The following is a 20,924-nucleotide window of genomic DNA, read 5'->3' as shown; positions in this document are numbered from 1 at the left end:
ATAGGGAAAGTTACTCGCCCTTCACCAGGGCCTCGCCGGCGGTGTAAATGTCGCCGGCGCCCACAGTGAGGATGAGGTCACCGGGCTGGGCCAGCTCTCGGAGGGCGGCGGTGACCTCGGGCAGGGTGGCGTAATACCGGGCGCCGGGGATGCGGTCGGCCAGGTCCTTGGAGGAGATGCCGATGTCGTTGGTCTCACGGGCGGCGAAGATCTCCGCCAGGAGGGTGATGTCGGGCTTTTTCAGCACCTCCACGAAGTCGTCGAAGAGGGCGGCAGTGCGGGTGTAGGTGTGGGGCTGGAAGGCGCAGATGACCCGCTTGTAGCCCAGGGTGCAGGCGGTGTCCAGCAGGGCTTTGAGCTCGCCGGGGTGGTGGGCGTAGTCGTCATAGACCTCAGCGCCGTGGTAGGTGCCCTTGTGCTCGAACCGGCGTCCGGCGCCCCGGAACTGGGCCAGGCCCTGCTCCACTGCCTCCCCGGGCACGCCCAGGGCGATGGCAGAGGCTGCCGCCGCCAGAGCGTTCTTCACGTTGTGGAGGCCGGGAATGGACAGGGACACGTGGGCATAGACCGTATCCCGGTAGATGACATCGAAGGTGGGCAGACCGTCGGTCCAGGTGAGATTGGCGGCGTGGACGTCGCCCTCCTCCAGACCGAAGGTGGTGACGGGGCGGGTCTCACCGGCCAGGGTGTGCATGGTGTTGGCGTCATCCCGGTTGGCGATGATCCGGCCACCCTCGGGCACCAGGTCGGCGAAGCGGCGGAAGGAGTGCTCCACGTCGTCCAGGTCCTTAAAGAAGTCCAGGTGGTCGGCCTCGATGTTCAGGATGACGGCAATGGTGGGGAAGAAGGAGAGGAAGGAGTTGCAGTACTCGCAGCTCTCCAGGATGATGGTGTCTCCCTTGCCCACCCGGTGGCCGGCCCCCAGCAGGGGGAGGGTGCCGCCGATCATCACCGTGGGGTCCAGCCCGGCGGCCATGATGATGTGGGTGCACATGGAGGTGGTGGTGGTCTTTCCGTGGGTGCCGGAGATGCACAGGGCGTGCTTGTAGCCCCGCATGATGGCTCCCCAGGCCTGGGCCCGCTCAAAGACGGGGATGCCCGCGGCGTGGGCGGCGGCGATCTCCGGGTTGTTGTCGTGGACGGCGGCGGTGCGGATGACCAGCTCGGCCTGTCCCAGGTTCTCGGCCCGGTGGCCGATGTGGATGGTGATGCCCAGGCTCCGCAGATGCTCCACAGTGGGACTCTCCCGCATGTCGGAACCGGTGATGACCATGCCGGCGCCGTGGAGGACCTCGGCCAGAGGGGCCATGGATACGCCGCCGATGCCGATGAGGTGGGCACGGCGTCCGGGGGCGATATAGGGACGAATATCCATGTCAGTCATGGGTTTACACACCCTTTTTGGAAGATTATAATGTGGCGTATCGAGGGAAATAGGAAACTGGGGACCCGACCGCCCGCAAAAACGGCCCATTCGGTCCCGGCCGTTGGAGGCCAAGGGCTGAGGGCCTTTGTTTCGTACCCTTCATTATACAGCCATTATAGGCGCTAAGCAAGGAAAAGATACCTGGGAGGGGATAAAATGGAGTGGGAACGGGTACCGGGGCCGGTGAGGACCTGCTGCGCGACCCTGTGGGCGGCGGGGGAGGCGGCCTGTCCCGTGGGGGGCTGTGTCCGGGACAGCCTGCTGGGGCGGATGCCGGGGGACTGGGACGTGGCCACCTCGGCCCGGCCGGAGACCGTCCAAGCCCTCTTTGCCCGCACCGTCCCCACCGGCCTCCGCCACGGCACCGTGACGGTGCTTTTGGACGGCATGTCCCTGGAGGTCACCGCCTTCCGTCGGGAGGAGGGCTATTCCGATGGCCGCCGGCCCGACCGGGTGGTGTTTGGGGTGGGGCTCACCGAGGACCTGGCCCGGCGGGACTTTACCATCAACGCCATGGCCCTCCTGCCTGACGGCACCGTGTCCGATCCCTTCGGCGGCCGGGCCGACCTGGCGGCAAGGCTGGTCCGCTGTGTGGGGGACCCGGAGCGGCGGTTCCGGGAGGATGCCCTGCGGATGCTCCGGGCGGTGCGCTTTGCCGCCCAGCTGGGCTTTGCCATCGAGGAGGAGACTGCTGCCGCCCTCCGCCGGGAGGCGGCGGGGCTGGATCAGGTGTCCGGCGAGCGGGTCCGGGTGGAGCTGGAGAAGACCCTCCTCTCCCCGCGGCCGGAGTTGTGCGCCCTGCCGGTGGAGCTGGGGATGCTTACCCGCTTCGGTGCCCCAGCCCGGCACGTGAACCTGACCGGTCTGGCCGCCCTCCCGGCCACGCCGGAGGAGCGATGGCGGGGGTTTTGTCAAAAAACCGGTCTGGACATTACCACCCTGCCGGTGGAGCGGCGGCTCCGCCGGGCGGTGTTGGCGGAGCGCTCGCCGGTGCCTGCTCTCACCGGCGGAGAGCTGTACGCCATGGGGTTACGGGGCGCTGCCATCCGGGCGGCACTGGATATGCTGAAAAGCCACATTTCTGAATACCCAGAGGATAATACAAAAGAGAAGTTACGAGAAGTTTTAAAAAAGACGGGGCTCTGACGGTGTCAGAGCCCCGCTGCTGTATCCTGATCAGGCGTGGAACAGGGTGACGAAGAGCCGGTAATCCTCCTCCATCTTGGGGAGGAGGGGGTAGGAGTAGCCGTCCAGGGCCCAGTCCACCACCACCCCCCGGAAGTGGCGGAAGCAGAAATCGGCGATCCACTCGGGGGAGTGGCCGGGGGCCAGGATGCCCTCCTCCTCCGCCTGGCGGAAGCACTCCACCATGGCCCGGTAGGTGAACCGGCTGGGGTCCATGCTCTTGGTGCCGGGCTCGGCGATGCGCTGCTGGTAGTAGCGGCCGATGAGCTCGCCGCTGTGCTCCATGAACTGGCCATAGGCCGACAGGAGCCGCCACAGCCGCTGGTCGGGGCTCTCGTCCCCGCTGTTTTCCAACACGGAGCGCATATAGTCATCCAGGGGGGCGAAACCGTACTCCAGCAGGGCCTCCTTGGAGGAAAAGTGATGGTAAAAGGCACCGGTGGTGATGCCGGCAGCCTTACAGATGTCTCGGACGGACACCTTGTCAAAACCCCGCTCCCGCATGAGCTCCAGGGCGGCGTACAGGATTTTTCGCTCCGTCTCCTGGCTCTGGAGCTTTCTCCGCTGGGCATACTCCATGTGTGAGCCTCCTTTCTTCCCGTTGACAAGGGGAATGGGATAGCCTATAATACAAGGTAGCATAACACCGTTATGTGAGACTTTACATGCTGATTATATATCGGGGGCGTGAGCCCTGTCAACAGATGGAGATGATGTCCGAATGGCCCCTCGTAAGATCGCCCTGCTCACCGACTCCTGTGCCGATCTGTCCGCCCGGGCGGCGGAGGAGAACCGCATCCATGTGGTCCCCCTGCGCATCCGCTGCGCCGACGGGGAGTACCGGGACGGCGTGGATATCCACGCCGCCGATATCTATGCCCGGCTGAAGCGGGGAGAGCTGCCCAAGACCTCTCTGCCCACGGGGGAGGATATCTCGGCGGCCTTCGACCGCATTGCCGAGCAGGGCTATGACGGGGTCATCGCGGTGATGCTCTCCGGAGGGCTCTCCGGCACCTATAACATGGTGCGGCTCATGGCGGAGGAGCGGAAGGACCTGGAGATCAAGGTGTATGACTCGGTGAGCGGCTCTCTGGGCATCGGCATTACTATGCTACAGCTGGCCGAGGACCTGCGTGGCGGGGCCTCCTGGCGGGAACTCACCCACAAGCGGGTGCCCCAACTCATCAAAGGGACCACCCCCTTCTTCTCGGTGGATACTCTGGAGTACCTCCAAAAGGGCGGGCGCATCGGCAAGGTGGCAGCGATGGCGGGCACCATGCTCCAGATCAAGCCACTCATCACCTTCGCCGCTGACGGGCAGCTCCAGTCTGTGGCCAAGGTCCGTGGCCGGAAGCAGGTCATGGACAAGCTGGTGGACCTGACGGTGAAGGCCTGCGGCAGCCATAAGAAGTATAACATCGCGGTGGCCAACGGCGGCGCTCCGGAAGAGATGGAGGAGCTGCGGGAGAAGCTGAAGGCTGCCCTGCCCAACTACGACCACATCTGGGACGGTGAGATCGACGGCACTCTGAGCGTCTACATTGGCGACGGTATTCTGGGGGCTGGCGTCCAGGTGCTGGACTGACAGGAAGTGTCCGATCCACATGCAGGGAGAAAAAGGGCCCGCTTCAGAACAGATCTGTTCTGAAGCGGGCCCTTTTTTCAAATAATCAGGTTTCTTCTCCAGTGTGGAGCTGGAACTTGCTCACCAGCTCCTTGAGCAGGTGGGCCTGACTGGACAGCTCTTCGCTGGCAGCGGCGCTCTCTTCGGCGGTCGCCGCATTATTCTGGACCACATTGGCGATCTCATTCACACCCTCCGTGGCCTGACGGATGGACTCCTTCTGACGGGCGGAGTACTCGGCGATGCCCTGGGTGCGGACGGCCACCTGAGAGATACCCTCTGTCACCAGGCGGAAGGACTCTGCGGTCTCATCCACGATCTTCTTGCCGTTCTGCACGGCAGTCAGCGCTTTGGAGATGAGCTGGGCTGTTTCGCTGGAGGCTTCGGAGGTCTTGCTGGCCAAACTGCGCACCTCGTCGGCCACCACCGCAAAGCCCTTGCCGGCATTGCCGGCTCTGGCAGCCTCCACGGCGGCGTTGAGGGCCAGGATGTTGGTCTGAAAGGCGATGTCCTCAATGTTCTTTACGATCTGACCGATCTCCTGGGAAGTGGAGGTAATCTCATCCATAGCGCTGAGCATCTTCTCCATCTTGTGGTCACCGGCCTCTACTTCCTGAATAACCTTGTTGAGCTGAGAATTTGCCTCGTCAGTACTCTGGGTATTGTTATCCACATCCTGCTCAATCTCAGACATCATGGATGCCAGTTCCTGGATGCTGGAGGTCTGCTCTGTGGCACCCTGGGCTTGAGATTGGGCGCCTACAGCCACCTGATTGGAACCAGTGTCCACCTGCTCGGCGGCCGAGGAAATGGTACTCATGGTCTCGGAGAGGTGATCTCTGGTGGAGATCAGACCGGCCTTCAGAGAGGAAAACTCACCGGTATAGTCGCGGACTAGACGGAAGGTAAAGTTGCCTTTGGACATTTCCTGAAGAGCGGCAGTGACCTCCGAGATGTAGTCAACATACAGTCCCAGCCGAGACACCATCTCCTCCAAAGAGGTGTTGACTACGCCAAACTCATGTCCGGCATGGGAGTCGATGGAGACAGAGAGATCTCCTCCAGCGATCTGCTGGGCGACGGTAGCCAAACGATTGAGGGGATGGACCACGCTCTTCTGAAGGAACAGGAAGAGGATGAAGAAGAGAATGACAGAAAAGATGACACATAAAATAGCCAGAGTAATCCCGAGGGTACTGGCGCTGGACATCATGGCCTGTTCAGAGGCGGCGGTGACGACATACCAGCCGCTCTCCGGGATCTGCCGAAACCAGGCGAGATAGGTCTCACCGTTTTCCGTGTAGCTGCCGGTACCCTCCTTCTCCGCGAGGATCTGAGCACCCAGCTGAGCCAGAGAAGCGTTCTCGTCCGAGAGGATGTTGGCGTTGAGCAGCTTGGAGCTGTCTTCGTCGGCAATGTAGACGCCGGAGCCGTCCACCAAAAAGGCCCTTCCACCTGCCACCACATCCAAGGAGACAATAGCTTGCTGCATCTGGGTGAGATCGATGTCCGCCGTGGCCACACCCATAAAGCGGCCGGAGACGTCATAGAAGGGGGCCGAGGAGGTCACCATGGAGATCTGGGCAAAGGCGTCATAGTAAGGGGCGGACCAGACGGAGGACTGAGATGTGCTGGTGACATTGGTGTACCAGTCCTGGTCGGTGTAATAGACGCCATCCCCCAGAGAATAGTTGTCCACATAGACGGGCTGGCCATTTTCACGCATGCAGTAGGGAGAGTAGTACTGCTGATTGGAGCGATAGGCATAGGGCTCAAACCAGATGCCGCCGCCAAAGGTCTCGTCGTTGCTGGCGATGAAGCCAGTCAGAATGTCCTCATAGGAGGCCGCTTCCCAGGCGGCGCCTGTGACGGCGCCCGGTGTACCGTCGGGACCGACGGTCTGCGTGAGGGTGGTCACGGCCTGGCTATGGATGGCTTCTACACTCCTAGCCATGGTCTCGGCCACCATACGGTTGTTGGAAAGAGAATTCTCAATGGATTCCGACGCCACGGAGAGACACTGGGACATCTCATCTTCAACGGCTGCCCTAAGGACGCTCTTAGCGCTGAGATAGCCCATCACGGACAGAATGGCCATGGAAAGAAATACTGCCGGGACCACTATACATAAAAGTGAGGTCAGCACGGAACGATAAGAATGTGTCTTACGCTCTTTTTTTCCCATATACAAATCTCCTTTTCTCTGGGCGTCTTGGGCTAGTCGGATCATTATGTCGGGCTGGCAGGTGGTGTGGGAGGCCAGTATGCGTTCACAAATGATAACAGTCCAGGGGGCGTCCATGTATTGGCCTTTGTGTGGGAGCGCCGCTCCTGGAAAGGCACAAGGAAGGGGATGTGGGCTATGCGTGGACAGGTGGATCTCATCCCCACAGGTCTGATCTCCCTGAGACACAGGGTCAGGCAAACCTTACCACACCTCTTTATCGACAGAAGCAGGAAATAATTAAGAATAAATTGTAAATTTTCGGAGAAAATAGAGGAAAAATCGTAAAAATACAGAAATAAAATACAGATAATTACATTTTATGAATAAGAAGAGAATGCCCGGCGGACATGGCCCGCCGGGCGTGTGTCGGTCATAACATGTGGGTCGGTGGCTATGCCCTGGCTTTTTTTCTCTGACGGATTTTTAGAAGAAGAAGAAGGGCCAGGGCGGCGGTGCCCACCCCAAGGGCCAGCACCCAGCCCTGGGGGCCGGGGGAGGTATGGTCCAGCAGCAGCACCTGTCCCTCCGCCGGTCCCTCCAGTACCAGGTAGCTGCCGTCGGTCTGGGTCTCTGCCAGGCACCAGACGCCGTCTATCAGAACTGCGGCAGCAGGGCGGTCCACGTCCTGAGCCTGCAGGCGCAGGGTGACAGTGCTGCCCTCACAGCCGGTGACGGTGTAGGCGTAGGCGGCCACTGGGGCGTAGCCGGAGGGCACGTTGTCCGGCAGGTCGATCGTCTCCACGGTCAGGGCTGCGTCGGGGGAGAAGGTGCCCTGGGCCAGCAGGACGGGGATGGATTCCCCGGAGGCCAGGGTGGTGACGGGGGCGGAAAAGGAGGCCTCCAGTACCATGGACCGCCGCAGGTCCTGGGTGGGGTAGTCGGGCCAGACGCCGAACTGGCCGTCCTTCTCCGGCGCCTGGGGCACCAGGGAGAGGTCCAGGTCGTCGCCGTAGGAGAAGGGGAGCTCGGCCACGGTCTGACCGTCCACCACAAACCGGTAGGAGAAGGTGAGGAAGTCGGCGGGGATGTAGTCCAGCTGGGAGAAGGCGTCAAAATCCAGGCCCTGGGCCTCGCCGGACACGTCCACTCCGTCTACCCCGGGCAGGTCCTCCAGCAGGTAGCGGTTGCCGGTGAGGGTGCCATCGCGCTCGCCGATGATGGCGCCCAGGGCCTCGCCGTCGCTGTCGCAGCGCACCATGGCCCGACAGTCGGTGAGGTCGCCACCCAGGCCGGTGATGCCGCCCAGCCAGCTACCGCCGGTGAGGTCCACCAGGGCGGCGCACCGGGTCACGGCCCCCTTGGTCCGTCCTGCGATGCCGCCGCAGTAGTCGGTGCCCGTCTCCACGGTGCCCCGGGCGGCGCAGTCCAGAATGGCCCCTGCCTCACACCGGCCGGCGATGCCGCCGCCGCAGTCGTTCATCACGGTGACGGAGCCGTCAAAGCGGCAGTCCCGGACCACTGCACGGAGGGTGGCGTAGACGTCGGTAAGAAGCTCCATGTCCTCCAGACTGAAGGTCTCCTCCGGGTCGGAGCCCAGCTCAGTGGCCACGGTGCCCACGATGCCGCCGGTGTTGGAGTCTCCCTCTACCGCAGCGGAGACGGTGCAGCCCCGGACCAGGCCGGGGCCCTCGGTGACCTCTTCGGCCAGGTCAGAGACAGTGAGCTCGGGCTCCTGACCCAGGTCGTAGATGGCCTGGCGTACCTGGTCCAGAGAGCCAATGATCTGATTGGCGGTGGCGTTGAGGGCATCGTTGTCGGTACCGGCGGCCTGGGTCATCTGGTCCACCTGATCCCGGATGATGGTGAGCTGGGCGTCGATGTCGTCGGCAGCCGATTGAGCCTTGTCGCCCAGGGTGTCGGAGTAGTCCTTGAGCAGGTCCCGAATCTGGTCACTGCCGGTGCCCACTGCATCTACATCAGACGAGACCTGGCCGGAGAACCGGTCGGCGGCGCTGAGCAGGTGGTCAGCGGCGGCGTAGAGGGCGTCGGCGGCCTGATTGGCCTGGGTTTTGGCTTCGCCCAGACGGTCAGAGGTCTCATCACTGATGTTCTTCCACTGGCCGGTAAGCTCATTGGCCAGTCGGAAAATGGCGGCGGTGGCGTCCCCGATGTCGGACAGGGGGCCCCGGGGATCCGGCGAGGGGAAGGGCAGCTCCAGCGCCCCGAGGAAGTCCCCCGAGGCCACCAGCTGGGCCACCTGCTGGAGGTAATACTGGAGATTTTGCACCTCCTGCTCCATCCGGGTGAGGGCATTTTGGATGGCTGTGCCCTGACGGTGGATGTCATTGGCGGTGTCGTCCAGGGCTTCGATGGCCTGGGAGAGTCCGCTGTCCGCGCCGGAGAGCATGTGGTCCAGGGCGACACGGAAGTTGTCTGTCTCCTTCAGAAGGGTATCCAGGTCGTCGTCAACGGTGGACTGAAAGTCGTCGGCATTCTGGTGGAGCCGGTCCAGGGCATCGCTGATATCCTGGGTATAGCCGTAGAGCTGGTCAGACATGGCCTGAAAATCCTGGTGGCCTTCCGTGCCCGCGTCATGGGTGCGGTCCTGAATCTGGCCCATAGCGTCCTCGATGACCTGGGCGTCGGCCACCCCCCGGGTGGTAATGTCGTTGACCTGGTCCACAAAGACGGACATCTGGTCAAAGAGCACCGCCAGGCTGTCGTTGAGCCGGTCCATGGGGGAGGGGCCGTAGGTGAGCTGTGTGTTGGGCTCGAACTGGCCCACGATGCCGCCCACGTCCTTGCGCCCCTTGACGGAGCCGGTGTTGGCGCAGTCCAGCACACTGCCGGACTGGAGACCCACGATACCGCCCATGTTGTAGCCCAGGTGGGAATAACCCACGGCGCCGGAGTTGCGGCAGCTCTGGATGGTCCCCCGGGAGAGACCGGCGATGCCTCCCACGCTGGTGGGCGGCTCCTGATCGGCGGCGGTATCGATCTCGCCGCTGTTGGTACAGCTGCGAAGGGCGCCCAGATTCTGACCGGCGATGCCGCCAGCGTTGGTGGTGCCGGAGATGGTGGCGGTGCTGGCGCACCCATCGATGGTGCCGCTCTCGCCGTTGAGGCCTACCAGACCGCCCACGTCCTGGACGCCGGTGGCGGCGCCTTTGGCGGTACAATTTTGGATGGAGCCGTAGTTCTCTCCCGCCAGGAGACCCACCTGACACGCGGTGCCGCCGGGGGCCACGGCCCCCTCCACGGTCAGATTGTCCACCACGGCGGTCTCGGTGAGGGTGCGGAAGAGTCCCAACCGGGAGCCCTTTCCGGTGAGGGAGAAGCCCTGGATGGTATGGCCGTTGCCGTGGAAGGTGCCCTGGAAGATGGGGATGGCGGCGAAGCCGCTGCCGCTCAGGTCGATGTCGGCCTCCAGGGATACGGTGAGGCCCTGGGACCAGGTGTCACTGGTGCAGTTCTGGGCGAAGGTGAGAAATTCCTCCCGGCTGTGGATGACCAGGTCGGGGGCGGCCGCCAGGGCGGGGAGAACCTGGCCGGAGAGGAGGAGCCCCGCCAGCAGCAGGGCGGCAAATCGTCTGAACTGTCTCATGTCTTGTCTTCCTCCTGGGAGCGGTCGGGCTCCTGGTATTTGCTTTCGATGAGGGCGTCCACACTGCCGTGGATGACCCCTTTGAACTCGCCGTCCACGAAGCCGGCCACATGGCCCCGGACGTGGCCGTCCAGGCGCATGGTGCCCTGGTTGAAGCGCTGTTTCCGGTCCCGGTTGAGGGTGATGGCGGTGCGCTCGATGAGGGCGTCGCCCAGCACGAGCATCTGGGGCAGCACCGTCATCACCAGGAAGATGGAGGTGACGGTGCCCCGGCCCAGGGCCTGGCCCACGGAGCCGATGGTGGCGTCGGTGGAGATGCTGCCGATGAGGAAGCCGGCCACGGCCATGATGGTGCCCGAGGTGAGCACGGTGGGGAAGCTCTGGCTCAGGGCGGCCACAGCGGCCTCCTTCCGGCCCATGGCGCCCTTGAGTTCCAGGTAGCGGTTGGTGATGACGATGGCGTAGTCGATGGTGGCGCCCATCTGGATGGAGCTCACCACCAGATAGCTCAGGAAGAAGAGATTGGTGTCGGTGAGCACGGGGATCGAGAAATTGATCCAGATGGAGCCCTGGATGGTGAGCACCAGCAGGATGGGGAGGCCGGCGGACTTAAAGGTGAAGAGGAGGATGACCATGACGAAGAGGGCGGTGAGTACGCTGATCTTCATATTGTCCCCGGAGAAGGAGCTGGCCAGATCGAAGGCGTTGGTGGAGTTGCCCACCAGGATGACGTCATCGCCGTACTGGGCCTGGGCGATGGCGCGGATCTGGTCCAGCAGGGCATAGGTCTCCTCCCCCTCGGTGGGGATGTCGGCCACGAAAACCAGCCGGGACCAATTCTCGCCCCGGAGCTGCTCCAGACCCAGGTCCAGCTCCTCCCGGAGGTCCTCCACCTTCTCCTCCTGGTCGCCGGTGAGGTTCACCACTCCCTTGTCCTTCTGCTCCAGCAGGAACTCAAAGACGTCGATGAGGGGGACGGCGTAGTCGTTGGGGTTTTGGAAGATGGCGCCGTACTCCTCCACGCTCAGGCCGTAGGCCTGGTAGAGAAGACGGCAAAGCTCGATGTCCACCCCGGCCAGCTCGGAGAACTGCCGGGGGGTGAGGGCGTCGGTGAGGACGCGGCCGTCCTCCACCTCGATGTTGGCAAGACCGGTGGCCGAGGTGACCGGTCCCAGGGCCTCCACCTGCTGTAAGACCATTTTTTCCTTCTCATAATCCCCCCGAGGGACCAGAACGGCGATGGTGTTCTTCTTGCCAAAGGTGTCGGTGACCTTCTCGTCGGCGATGCGCCAGTCGGGCTTGTTGTCAAAGTCGGCGTCGTTGGTGTCAAAGACGTATTCGCACTTGCTGGAGAGGACGGCGCCCGCCACCAGCACCAACAGGAAGATGGGGGGGAGGATGTACCGCAGCTTGACCACGCCCCGGCCCCAAAAATCGATGTTGGGCACCAGATTTTTGTGGCGGGTCCGCTCGATGGGGCGGCTGAAGAGCATGAGAAGGCCGGGCATCAGGAGGAACACGCACAGCATGGAGCACACAATGCCCTTGGCCAGGACGATGCCCATGTCGAAGCCGATGCGCAGCTGCATAAGCATGAGGGCCACCAGGCCCGAGATGGTGGTGAGGCTGGAGGAGGAGATCTCCACGATGGCCTTGCTCAATGAAGCGATGTCGGCCTCACGGGGGTCCAGTCCGTTGTCCCGCTCCTCCATGTACCGGTGGCAGAAGATGATGGCGTAGTCGATGGCCAGGGCCAGCTGGAGCACCACGGCGATGGAGTTGGTGATGAAGGAGATGGTACCGAAGATGAAGTTGGTGCCCATGTTGAGCACCGCCGCCGCAGCGAAGACGATGAGGTAGACGGGCACCTCCATGTAGCTCTTGGAGGTGAAGAGGAGGACCACCACGATGACGGCGGCGGCAATGGCCAGAATGACCGTCATCTCCTTCTGGAGGCTGGCCGACTCATCCCGGCCCACCTGGGTGGAGACATATACGTCATAGCCCTCCAGGGCATCCTGGACGGCCTGAAGGGCGGTGACGGCCTCAGGGTCGTCTTCAGGGGCGTCAAAGGTGACGGAAAAGAGGGCGGCGGAGTCGTGGTAGTGGTCGTTGGTCTCGTCAAAGGTGACGCCGGAGACGCCGGGCAGGATCTCCAGCTTGTGGGAGAGGTCCCAGGCCGTGTCCAAGGGGATGTTGGAGACCATGACCTCGGCGGAGCCCAGGGTGACGAACTCTTCGTCCATGAGGGTGAGTCCCCGGCGGGTCTCTGTCTCCGGCGGGAGATAGGAGGTGATGTCGTTGTTGATCTCTACCTTATTGATGGAGGCGGCACAGAAGAGAAAGGCCGCCAGAAAGACGAGATAGAAGGCCTTCCGCTTGTCGACGATGAAGCGGGAGAGCTTGGTCATAAAGGTTTCGGTGTGCTTTTCCTGGTCCATAGGGGGTCCTCCTGATCAGAGTGCTGGGATGAAGCGCTCCAGATGGGCGATGAGGTGATCCACGGAGACGGGGTCGTCGCTGTCCAGCCACCAGCGCAGGAGGGACAGCATGGCGCCGGTGTAGAACCGGGCAGTGATGCAGGGGTCAGAGTCGGGGAAGGCGGCGTGGAACCTGGGGTGGGAGAGGAGCTGTACCAGGTCCTCCGCCGCCCGGTCCTCCAGCATGTGGGCGTCAATGTCGGCGCCGCTGCGCAGGCAGGAACGGTAGAAGGTGCGCTTGGACTGGAAGAAGTCCAGCACGTTTCGGGCGGCGGTGAGGAAGTAATCCCGGGCCTCCCCGGACCAGTCTTTGGGCAGACAGGTCTCCACACATTGGCGCTCCACGCCCAGGAGCAGATAGCGCAGCAGCTCCTGCTTGTCGTTGAAGTGGGCGTAAAAGGTGGTGCGGTGGACCATGGCCCGCTGGCAGATGTCGGTGACGGAGAGGGACTGGAAAGTCCGTTCCGCCAGAAGCTCTTCCAGCGCCCGTACCAGGGACTGCCGGGTCCTGCGCTGCCGCAGGTCCAGGGTCTCGTCTTCTGCATGGGTCATGTGACATACCTCCGATGTCTGCCGCCGGGAATTTAGCGGCCCGGCGCGTTGTGTGGATTATCATACGCCAATAAACTACATATGTCAAGATAAAAGACAAGCGTAGTTTTTAAAAAGGAAAAAAGTAGGCCAATGCCACAGAAAATATTGTCTGAGCGCTTGTATTTTTTTCTGGGATGCACTACAATAGAGCGCGACAATTTAATAATGGGAGAAGAAGTTATTTTGTTGTAACGCTGTCCCACGGGACAGTGGAAGGAGAATCGGCAATGAAAAAACGGATTCTTGCAGTTTTCCTGGCGGTGGCCGCCCTGGCGTGTTCACTCAGCGCATGCGGAGGAGCAACGACTCAGACGACCGCCCCCAGCGACGAAACTACGCCTTCTTCCGGGGCGCCCCACGCCAATGAACTCAACGTGGGAATCGCCCAGGACCTGGATGATAGTCTTGACCCGTATCAGATGACGGCCGCAGGAACTAGAGAGGTCATGTTCAACGTCTTCGAAGGGCTGGTAAAGCCCGACTCCAGCGGGAACTATGTCAACGCTGTTGCCTCCGACGTGTCCGTGTCGGAGGATGGTTTGACTTACGTGTTCACCCTGCGTGACAATGTGGTCTTCCACAACGGCGCTGTGTGTACCCCCGACGACGTGCTCTATTCCTTTGAAACCTGCGCCGCTACCTCGGTGACTTCCGCCGTGGTAGAGGCGCTTTCTGCTGTCACGAGCATGACGGTGGACGGCAATCAGATCACCATGGTCCTGAGTGCCCCGAACAGCGATTTCCTCAGCTATGTGGCCAGCGTGTACATCGTCCCCGCCGGCTACACCGAGCAGGCCACCCAGCCTGTGGGCACCGGCCCCTTCAAGTTCGTCTCCCGCAGCGTCCAGGAGAACATCATCCTGGAGAAGCACGACGAATACTATGGGGAGCCCGCCCATCTGGACAAGGTGACCTACAAGATCTACGAGGATAACACCGCCCTCTTCACCGCCCTGGACTCCGGCGCTCTGGACCTGGTGGCCCACCTGACCATCGACCAGGTAAACAACCTGAGCAACGGCTACCAGGTGCTGGAGGGGACCATGAACCTGGTGCAGGCCCTCTACCTCAACAACGCCGTGGAGCCCTTCACCAATGAGAAGGTGCGCCAGGCCCTGTGCTACGCGGTGGATGTGGACGCCATGATGGAACTCACCGCTGAGGGCCACGGCACCAAGGTGGGCTCCTCCATGTATCCCGCCTTCACCAAGTACTTTGACGCCAGCCTGGCCGACGCCTATCCCTATGACCCCGAGAAGGCCAAGGAGCTGCTGACAGAGGCGGGTTATCCCGACGGCTTCTCTTTCACCATCACCGTGCCCAGCAACTACCAGCCCCACGTGGATACCGCCACGGTGCTGGTGGAGCAGCTGGCTGCCGTGGGGGTGAAGGCGGAGATCCAGCTGGTGGATTGGAACACCTGGGTCAACGACGTCTACGGCGCTCGGAACTTCCAGTCCACCGTGGTGGGCTTCGACTCCAGCACCCTCAACGCCAGCGGCATGCTGGCCCGGTGGGTGAGCGACAACGACAAGAATATGATCAACTACAATAACCCCGACTACGATGCCGCTTACGCCGCCGCCCAGGCCACCGTGGATGATGCCCAGCAGACCGCCTATTATAAGGAGTGCCTGAAGATCCTCAGCGACACCGCGGCCAACGTCTATCTTCAGGACCTGGCCGACTTTGTGGCCATGCATCCCGATCTGAAGGGGTATGAGTTCTATCCCCTCTATGTGCTCGACATGTCCAAGCTGTACTTCGACACGGCCGCCTGAGTTCCGGCCGGGTCCCAAACCTGAAAGAAAGGAGGCGGGGAGATGAAATATGTAGCGAAAAAATTCCTCACTCTCATTATTACATTGTTCATCGTTTCGCTCCTCGCCTTCCTTGCTTTCCAGATCATCCCTGGCGACCCCACCACCAAGCTCCTGGGCACCGAGGCCACCGAGGAGGCCAAAGCCGAGCTCCGGGCGGAGCTGGGGCTGGACCGGCCCATCCCGGTGCGCTACCTGGACTGGCTCACCAGCTTTTTGCAGGGGGATATGGGAGAGAGCTACAGCTACCACATGCCGGTATCTGAAATGCTGGGGGAGAAGCTGGTCATCACCTTCTGCCTCACCATTCTCTCCTTTGTCATTACCATTGTCATCTCCATCCCATTGGGCATCCTGGCCGGCAGCGTCCGCAGTGGCTGGCTGGACTGGGTGATCACCGCTCTGGACCAGGTGGTCATGAGCGTGCCCTCCTTTTTCATCGGCATCCTCTCCTGCTTCTTCTTTGGGATCATCCTGAAGATATTCACCCCCGGTGATTTCGTCTCCTATACCCAGGACTGGGGGGCTTTTTTCAGCTATCTCATCCTGCCCGCCCTGTCCATTGCCATTCCCCGCATTGCCATGACGGTCAAAATGCTCCGCAGCGCCATCCTCCAGGAGTCGGGCAAGGACTACGTCCGTACCGCCCGCAGCCGGGGCGGCGACCGGGGCGGTATCCTCCGCCGCCATGTGCTCAAAAACGCCCTCATTCCGGTCATCACCTTCCTGGCGGTCTCCGCCGCCGAGATCATGACCGGCACCATCATCATCGAGCAGGTCTTTACCATTCCCGGGGTGGGCCGGCTCCTCCTCGCCAGCATCTCCAACCGGGACTTTCCTGTGGTCCAGGCCATCGTGGTCATCATGGCCGCCTGGATCGTCATCGTGAACTTTGTGGCCGACCTTCTCTACCAGCTGGTAGATCCCCGGCTCAGACTGCGCTGAGGAGGTCAATTTGAATATGAAAGCAAAAGGGAATCCCTTACTCTATATCGGCGGCGCCATCAGCGGGGTGATGGTGGCCCTCATCCTCGTGGGCTACGTGTGGACCCCCTATGGCCCCACCGCCATGGACGCCTCCGCCAAGAACCAGGCGCCCTCCCTGCTCCACCTGCTGGGTACCGACAACTTCGGCCGGGACATTTTCAGCCGGGTCCTCAGCGGCGCCGGCACCTCCTTCCTCATCGCCGTGTGCGTGGTGGCCATCGGGTGTGTCTTCGGTATCCTCATCGGCAGCCTGTGCGGCTACTACGGCGGCCCTGCCGACGTGATCCTCACCCGGGTGTGCGACTCCATCACCGCCTTCCCCAGCATCCTGCTGGCTCTGGTGGTGGTGAGCATCATCGGACAGGGCACCTACAACGTGATCTTCGCCCTGGGCATCCTCTTCATCCCCAGCTTTGCCCGTATCGTCCGGGGAGAGTTCGCCCGGTGCCGGGACCTCAACTACATCCGCTCTGCCCGGCTCATGGGGGTGGGAAATGTGCGCATCCTGTTCTCCCACATTCTGCCCAACACCATGCCGGTGCTGCTGAGCGCCATTACCATCGGCTTCAACAACGCCATCCTCAGTGAGGCCAGCATGAGCTTTCTGGGCATCGGCATCCAGCCTCCCTACGCCAGCCTGGGCTCCATGCTCAGCGACAGCCAGACCTACCTGAACAGCGCCCCCTGGTATGCCCTCAGCGTGGGCGGCACCATTGCCCTGCTCATCCTGGGCTTCAGCCTCCTCAGCGAGGGGCTCCAGCGCCGGGCCCAACAGGGCAGGGAGGTGTGACCATGGGAAAGCTTTTGTGTGTCAACGACCTGCATGTCCGTTTCCTCCGCTCACGGGAGGGTCGCTATGCCGTGGACGGGGTCTCCTTCTCTCTGGACGGGGGGGAGATCCTGGGCCTGGTGGGGGAGTCGGGCAGCGGAAAAACCGTCACCGCCATGAGCATCAGCGGCCTGTTGCCCCGGCGGCTGGTGGAGGTACGGGGCAGTATCTCCCTGGCAGGGAAGGAGCTGCTCCAGTGCGGAGAGGATGAGCTGCGCCAGATCCAGGGAAATGACCTGTCGGTGGTCTTTCAGGAGCCCATGACCAGCCTGGACCCCCTCATGCGCATTGGTCCCCAGGTGGAGGAGAGCCTACTCCTCCACACCAAATTGAGCCCCCAGGAGCGGAAGGAGCGGGCCCTGGAGGCCATGGCCCAGGCCGAGCTCCCCGACCCGGCGGAGCTCTATGCCAAGTACCCCCATGAGCTCTCCGGCGGTATGCTCCAGCGGGTGATGATCGCCGCAGCCATCATCTCCCGGCCCAAGCTGCTGCTGGCCGACGAGCCCACCACCGCCCTGGACGTCACCATCCAGGCCCAGATCCTCTCCCTGCTGCGCAAGCTCAACCGGGAGCAGGGCATGGCCATCCTCTTCATCAGCCACGACCTCCACGTGGTCCGCAAGCTGTGCGAGCGGGTCATCGTCATGCAGGGGGGACATCTGGTAGAGGAGGGCCGGGTGGAGGACATCTTCCGGGCCCCAAAAATGGACTACACCAAGCGGCTCATCTCCGCTATCCCCACCAGGGACCGGAAACTCATCTGACAGGAAAGGAGGTTCACAGCATGGAGACAGAGCCGGTACTAGAGGTGCGCAACCTCAACAGCTATTACAGCATGGGCCGCTCCATTTTCGGGCGTAAGACCGCCCGGAAGCAGGTCCTCCATGATGTGAGCTTCCTCATTGACAACGGGGAGATCCTGGGACTGGTGGGGGAGTCGGGCTGCGGCAAGACCACCCTCTCCCGGACCATCCTTGGCATGCTGGACGACTATGGTGGAGGCTATGACGGGGAGATCATCCACCACTCTGAGCGGCCCCAGATGGTTTTCCAGGACCCCTTCAGCAGCCTGAATCCGGCCCATACCGTGGGTTGGATTTTAGAGGAGCCCCTTCGGGTGGCCGGCGGCATGACCGCTGAGCAGCGCCGGGCGGCGGTGGAGGAGATGCTGGTGAAGATCGGCCTGGGCCCGGAGTTCGTCGGGCGCCGGCCCTGGGAGCTCTCCGGCGGCCAGCGCCAGCGCATCTCCATTGCCAGCGCCGTCATCACCCACCCCAAGCTGATCTTGGCCGACGAGCCGGTCAGCGCTCTGGATGTTACCATCCAGGCCCAGATCCTCCGGCTGCTGGTGGACCTCAAAAAGGAGTACGACCTGAGCTACCTCTTCATCAGTCACGACCTCAACGTGGTCTACCAGATCTGTAGCCGAGTCATCGTCATGCAGAAGGGGCGCATCGTGGAGGAGAACACGGTGGATGAGCTCTTCGCCCACCCCCAGCACCCCTATACCCGCCAGCTGCTGGAGGCGGCAGAATAAAGTTTTCTCAGACAAAAAACCGCGGAGCCGAACAGGTATCCCAGCATAAGAACAACAAACCGATTTTGCGTATCGAAACAAAGGCGCCTACGAATTTTTCGTAGGCGCCTCTATTTTCATGAGACCCCAGTTGTTTGCATCGAAACTTCATGATTTCGTGATTTTTATTTGTCTTTTAGAGCCACACCTGTTATACTGGAAAATAGAAGAAATTTAGGAGGTGCAGGATGGCTATCAGCTATAATCGGCTGTGGAAGCAGCTGATCGACCATGGTTGGAGCAAGACTGACATGATGCACCGTGCAAACATCAGCACCAATGTGTTAGCGCGATTGAGCAAGGGCGAGCCGGTCTCGATGGACAGCATGGAAAAAATCTGTACTGTGCTGGGGTGCAACATCGGAGACGTGATGGAATTTATTCCCGATACAGAAAACGGAGGAACAAACCCATGATAACAGGCGTGATTAAAAATAAAGTAGACAAAATCTGGACTGACTTGTGGGCGGGCGGCATCACCAACCCCCTCACCGTCATCGAGCAGATGACCTATCTCATGTTTATCCGCTCTCTGGACGAAAAGGAGCTGGAGACGGAAGAATTTGAACACATGACCGGCGAGCAGATGGACAAAATTTTCCCCTCGTCTGCTGTGGGGCAGTCCATGCGCTGGAGCAAATTCAAGAACAACGACCCCCGGGACATTTACGATGTGATTTCCCGGCTGGTGTTCCCGGCCATCAAGAACATGAAGCACGGTCATCTGCCGGACTTCAACGACAAAGGCGAGCTGGTAGAGCTTACCGATGAGACCGAAGACGGCCCCCAGAACGAGAGCGCCTTTGCCCGCTACATGAGCGACGCCATGTTTCTGATTCCCACCCCCCAGGTGTTACAGAAAATTATCACCGGGCTGGACGACCTGTATGAGCACGACATTTCTGACCGGGATATGCAGGGTGACCTCTACGAGTACATGCTGAGCAAGCTGTCCACCGCCGGGCAGAATGGGCAGTTCCGCACCCCCAAGCATATCCGGGAGATGATGGTGGAGTTATTGCGGCCCACCCCGGACGATACCATCTGTGACCCGGCCTGTGGCACGGCGGGCTTTCTGGTGTCCGCTTCCGAGTACATCCGCCGTTACTATGAGGACACCATGACCACCGAACAGTGGGCGCACTTTGCCGGGGACGCGTTTACCGGCTTTGACACCGACCGCACCATGCTGCGCATCTCCGCCATGAACCTGATGCTCCACTCCATCAGCCACCCGGATATCGACTACCGGGACAGCGTGTCCAAGCAGAACCAGATCAGCGACCAATATACCATGTGTCTGGCCAATGAGGCTGTTATTTGTGGACTAACACCAGAAAAAGCCCGTAATTTCAAGGAATTTGCGGCATGAGCCCTTGCATTTGGGCAGTGCCGAAACTGAATAGCTGATGTTGTACTGGGAGTAAGCGATGGACGCTTAGCCCATTTTTTATTGCCAGAATTGAATATGAACACGCCTTGCGCGTCTGTCTCTCCCTCCGGGGAGAATGCCTTTTACGGCTGGACAGACGCGCTTTTTTTGTACCCATTTTCAGGAGGATGAACGCTATGACAGATTACTGCGAAAACGGCAAGCCGAAGGACTGCCGGTACTGTTACTACTACGGCAGACACGGCTGTATGCTGAAGGTCTGCTATTATGACCGGCCTAAGCCGGAAACGAAACCCGTGAGCGAATGCGATGACTGCCCGTATGGCAAGTGCGGACCGTGCATCGGCTGGTGTACGAAGGAGATTCTTCGCTCGCTTGAGAGGGGGCGCGCCAAGTGACGCTGGATTATTTCTACGGTGCCCAGGCAGATCAGTTTGCCTTTTACCGCATCCCCAAGGCGCTGTTTACTGATGAGCGCTTCAAGTCCATCTCAGCCGAGGCCAAAATCCTCTACGGCATTCTGCTGGACAGGATGAGCCTGAGTCGTAAAAACGGCTGGCTGGACGAACAGGGGCGCGTATTCATCATCTTCACGCTGGAGGAGGTCATGGAGGCTATCGGCTGTGCCGATCAGAAGGCCACCAAGCTGCTGAACGAGCTGGACAGCAAAGCCGGCCTCATAGAGCGCAAGCGGCAGGGACTGGGCAAGCCCAATCTCATCTTCGTCAAGAACTTTGTGGATAACTCCGCCGGCAGCATACCGCCTGCACCGGAATCACGAATCAAGACTCGTGAAAATCACGATTCAGCAGACGTGAATTTCACGACTCCGGAATCCCGAAAATCACGAGGAAGTAATACTGATTCAAATTATACTGATTTGAGTCAGACTGAAACCTATCCTTTCCCTTCCGGTCAAGCAGGCGGTCACGGTCAGGCACCTGTGGATATAAGGACAGCGCCGATACCATCATCGGCAACTGCGATACATCCCTGTTCCTGGGCGGCAAGGAGCCGACCACGCTGAAGGAGCTGAACCAGACGCTGGGCAAGGAAACTATTGATACCTTCAACACCGGCGAGAGCCGCGGGCGCGAGGTCAGCCACAGCCTGAACTATCAGAAGCTGGGCAAAGATATGCCATACTTGTTGATGAAGAGTTCAGCTGCCTTGAATTTGACATGAACAGGGACACGATCAGCTGGATTCGGAGAAAAATCGAATACAGGAGGTCGCTTA

Annotated in this window: 16 protein-coding genes and 2 pseudogenes; 12 read left to right on the top strand and 6 right to left on the bottom strand. The window is 61.1% G+C overall.

Annotation, left to right across the window (positions count from 1 at the left end; all coding sequences use genetic code 11):
• Window positions 1-10: 10 nt before the first annotated feature.
• Complete coding sequence (gene murC, locus ACTNBK_RS13655; protein ID WP_441146901.1) at window positions 11-1,384, bottom strand: UDP-N-acetylmuramate--L-alanine ligase; 1,374 nt, start codon at window positions 1,382-1,384, stop codon at window positions 11-13.
• Between the two features lie 198 nt (window positions 1,385-1,582).
• On the opposite strand from murC, the gene ACTNBK_RS13650 reads away from it, so the two are divergent.
• Window positions 1,583-2,572, top strand: coding sequence for a CCA tRNA nucleotidyltransferase (locus tag ACTNBK_RS13650; protein WP_441146899.1), 990 nt, complete (start codon window positions 1,583-1,585; stop codon window positions 2,570-2,572).
• Window positions 2,573-2,602: 30 nt separating this feature from the next.
• Here the strand turns inward: ACTNBK_RS13650 and ACTNBK_RS13645 are convergent, their stop codons facing one another.
• The gene (locus ACTNBK_RS13645; RefSeq protein ID WP_441146897.1) at window positions 2,603-3,190 is read right to left on the bottom strand and encodes a TetR/AcrR family transcriptional regulator; all 588 of its coding nucleotides are present in this window, start codon (window positions 3,188-3,190) and stop codon (window positions 2,603-2,605) included.
• Window positions 3,191-3,332: 142 nt separating this feature from the next.
• Between ACTNBK_RS13645 and ACTNBK_RS13640 the strand changes: the two genes are divergently transcribed.
• Complete coding sequence (locus tag ACTNBK_RS13640; protein WP_441146896.1) at window positions 3,333-4,196, top strand: DegV family protein; 864 nt, start codon at window positions 3,333-3,335, stop codon at window positions 4,194-4,196.
• A gap of 85 nt (window positions 4,197-4,281) precedes the next feature.
• Here ACTNBK_RS13640 and ACTNBK_RS13635 read toward each other — a convergent pair whose 3' ends face one another.
• From ACTNBK_RS13635 to ACTNBK_RS13620, 4 genes are all read right to left on the bottom strand, one after another.
• Window positions 4,282-6,333, bottom strand: coding sequence for a methyl-accepting chemotaxis protein (locus ACTNBK_RS13635; RefSeq protein WP_441146894.1), 2,052 nt, complete (start codon window positions 6,331-6,333; stop codon window positions 4,282-4,284).
• 520 nt (window positions 6,334-6,853) lie between these two features.
• Entirely contained in the window at window positions 6,854-10,006 is a 3,153-nt protein-coding gene (locus ACTNBK_RS13630; RefSeq protein ID WP_441146892.1) for a GLUG motif-containing protein, read from the bottom strand.
• Entirely contained in the window at window positions 10,003-12,447 is a 2,445-nt protein-coding gene (locus tag ACTNBK_RS13625) for an efflux RND transporter permease subunit (RefSeq protein ID WP_441146890.1), read from the bottom strand. Before ACTNBK_RS13625 ends, ACTNBK_RS13630 begins: the two co-directional genes overlap by 4 nt.
• 15 nt (window positions 12,448-12,462) lie before the next feature.
• Window positions 12,463-13,038, bottom strand: a complete 576-nt coding sequence (locus ACTNBK_RS13620; RefSeq protein WP_441146888.1) for a TetR/AcrR family transcriptional regulator — start codon at window positions 13,036-13,038, stop codon at window positions 12,463-12,465.
• Between the two features lie 269 nt (window positions 13,039-13,307).
• On the opposite strand from ACTNBK_RS13620, the gene ACTNBK_RS13615 reads away from it, so the two are divergent.
• The 10 genes and pseudogenes from ACTNBK_RS13615 to ACTNBK_RS13570 all read left to right on the top strand — a co-directional run.
• Window positions 13,308-14,861: an ABC transporter substrate-binding protein gene (locus tag ACTNBK_RS13615; RefSeq protein ID WP_441146886.1), complete on the top strand. Its 1,554-nt coding sequence runs from the start codon at window positions 13,308-13,310 to the stop codon at window positions 14,859-14,861.
• Between the two features lie 42 nt (window positions 14,862-14,903).
• Window positions 14,904-15,845 carry an ABC transporter permease gene (locus ACTNBK_RS13610; protein ID WP_441146884.1) on the top strand — a complete coding sequence of 314 codons (942 nt, stop codon included), beginning with the start codon at window positions 14,904-14,906 and terminating at the stop codon, window positions 15,843-15,845.
• 16 nt (window positions 15,846-15,861) lie between these two features.
• Complete coding sequence (locus ACTNBK_RS13605; protein WP_441146882.1) at window positions 15,862-16,677, top strand: ABC transporter permease; 816 nt, start codon at window positions 15,862-15,864, stop codon at window positions 16,675-16,677.
• Between the two features lie 2 nt (window positions 16,678-16,679).
• Window positions 16,680-17,480, top strand: coding sequence for an ATP-binding cassette domain-containing protein (locus ACTNBK_RS13600; RefSeq protein WP_441146881.1), 801 nt, complete (start codon window positions 16,680-16,682; stop codon window positions 17,478-17,480).
• A gap of 20 nt (window positions 17,481-17,500) precedes the next feature.
• Window positions 17,501-18,253, top strand: a complete 753-nt coding sequence (locus tag ACTNBK_RS13595; RefSeq protein WP_441146879.1) for an ATP-binding cassette domain-containing protein — start codon at window positions 17,501-17,503, stop codon at window positions 18,251-18,253.
• 227 nt (window positions 18,254-18,480) lie between these two features.
• Window positions 18,481-18,708, top strand: a complete 228-nt coding sequence (locus tag ACTNBK_RS13590) for a helix-turn-helix domain-containing protein (RefSeq protein ID WP_087336258.1) — start codon at window positions 18,481-18,483, stop codon at window positions 18,706-18,708.
• Window positions 18,705-19,601 (top strand): annotated as a pseudogene (locus ACTNBK_RS13585) (type I restriction-modification system subunit M); the annotation flags it as partial. The gene ACTNBK_RS13590 and the pseudogene ACTNBK_RS13585, both read left to right, overlap by 4 nt.
• Before the next feature lie 260 nt (window positions 19,602-19,861).
• A complete protein-coding gene (locus ACTNBK_RS13580; RefSeq protein ID WP_117445205.1) occupies window positions 19,862-20,083 on the top strand; it encodes a hypothetical protein in 222 nt (73 codons plus the stop codon).
• Window positions 20,080-20,712 (top strand): replication initiator protein A, encoded by a 633-nt coding sequence (locus ACTNBK_RS13575; protein WP_441146876.1) that lies wholly within the window; start codon window positions 20,080-20,082, stop codon window positions 20,710-20,712. The genes ACTNBK_RS13580 and ACTNBK_RS13575 overlap by 4 nt, the downstream gene beginning before the upstream one ends.
• Window positions 20,634-20,825, top strand: a pseudogene (locus ACTNBK_RS13570) (TraM recognition domain-containing protein); the annotation flags it as partial. The gene ACTNBK_RS13575 and the pseudogene ACTNBK_RS13570, both read left to right, overlap by 79 nt.
• Between the last annotated feature and the right edge of the window lie 99 nt (window positions 20,826-20,924).

The sequence above is a fragment of the Intestinimonas sp. HCP28S3_D6 genome (assembly GCF_052065695.1).
Taxonomy (GTDB): Bacteria; Bacillota; Clostridia; order Oscillospirales; family Oscillospiraceae; genus Intestinimonas.
Note: the sequence above shows the minus strand (reverse complement) of the source record. Positions and strands in the feature narration are given on the sequence as shown.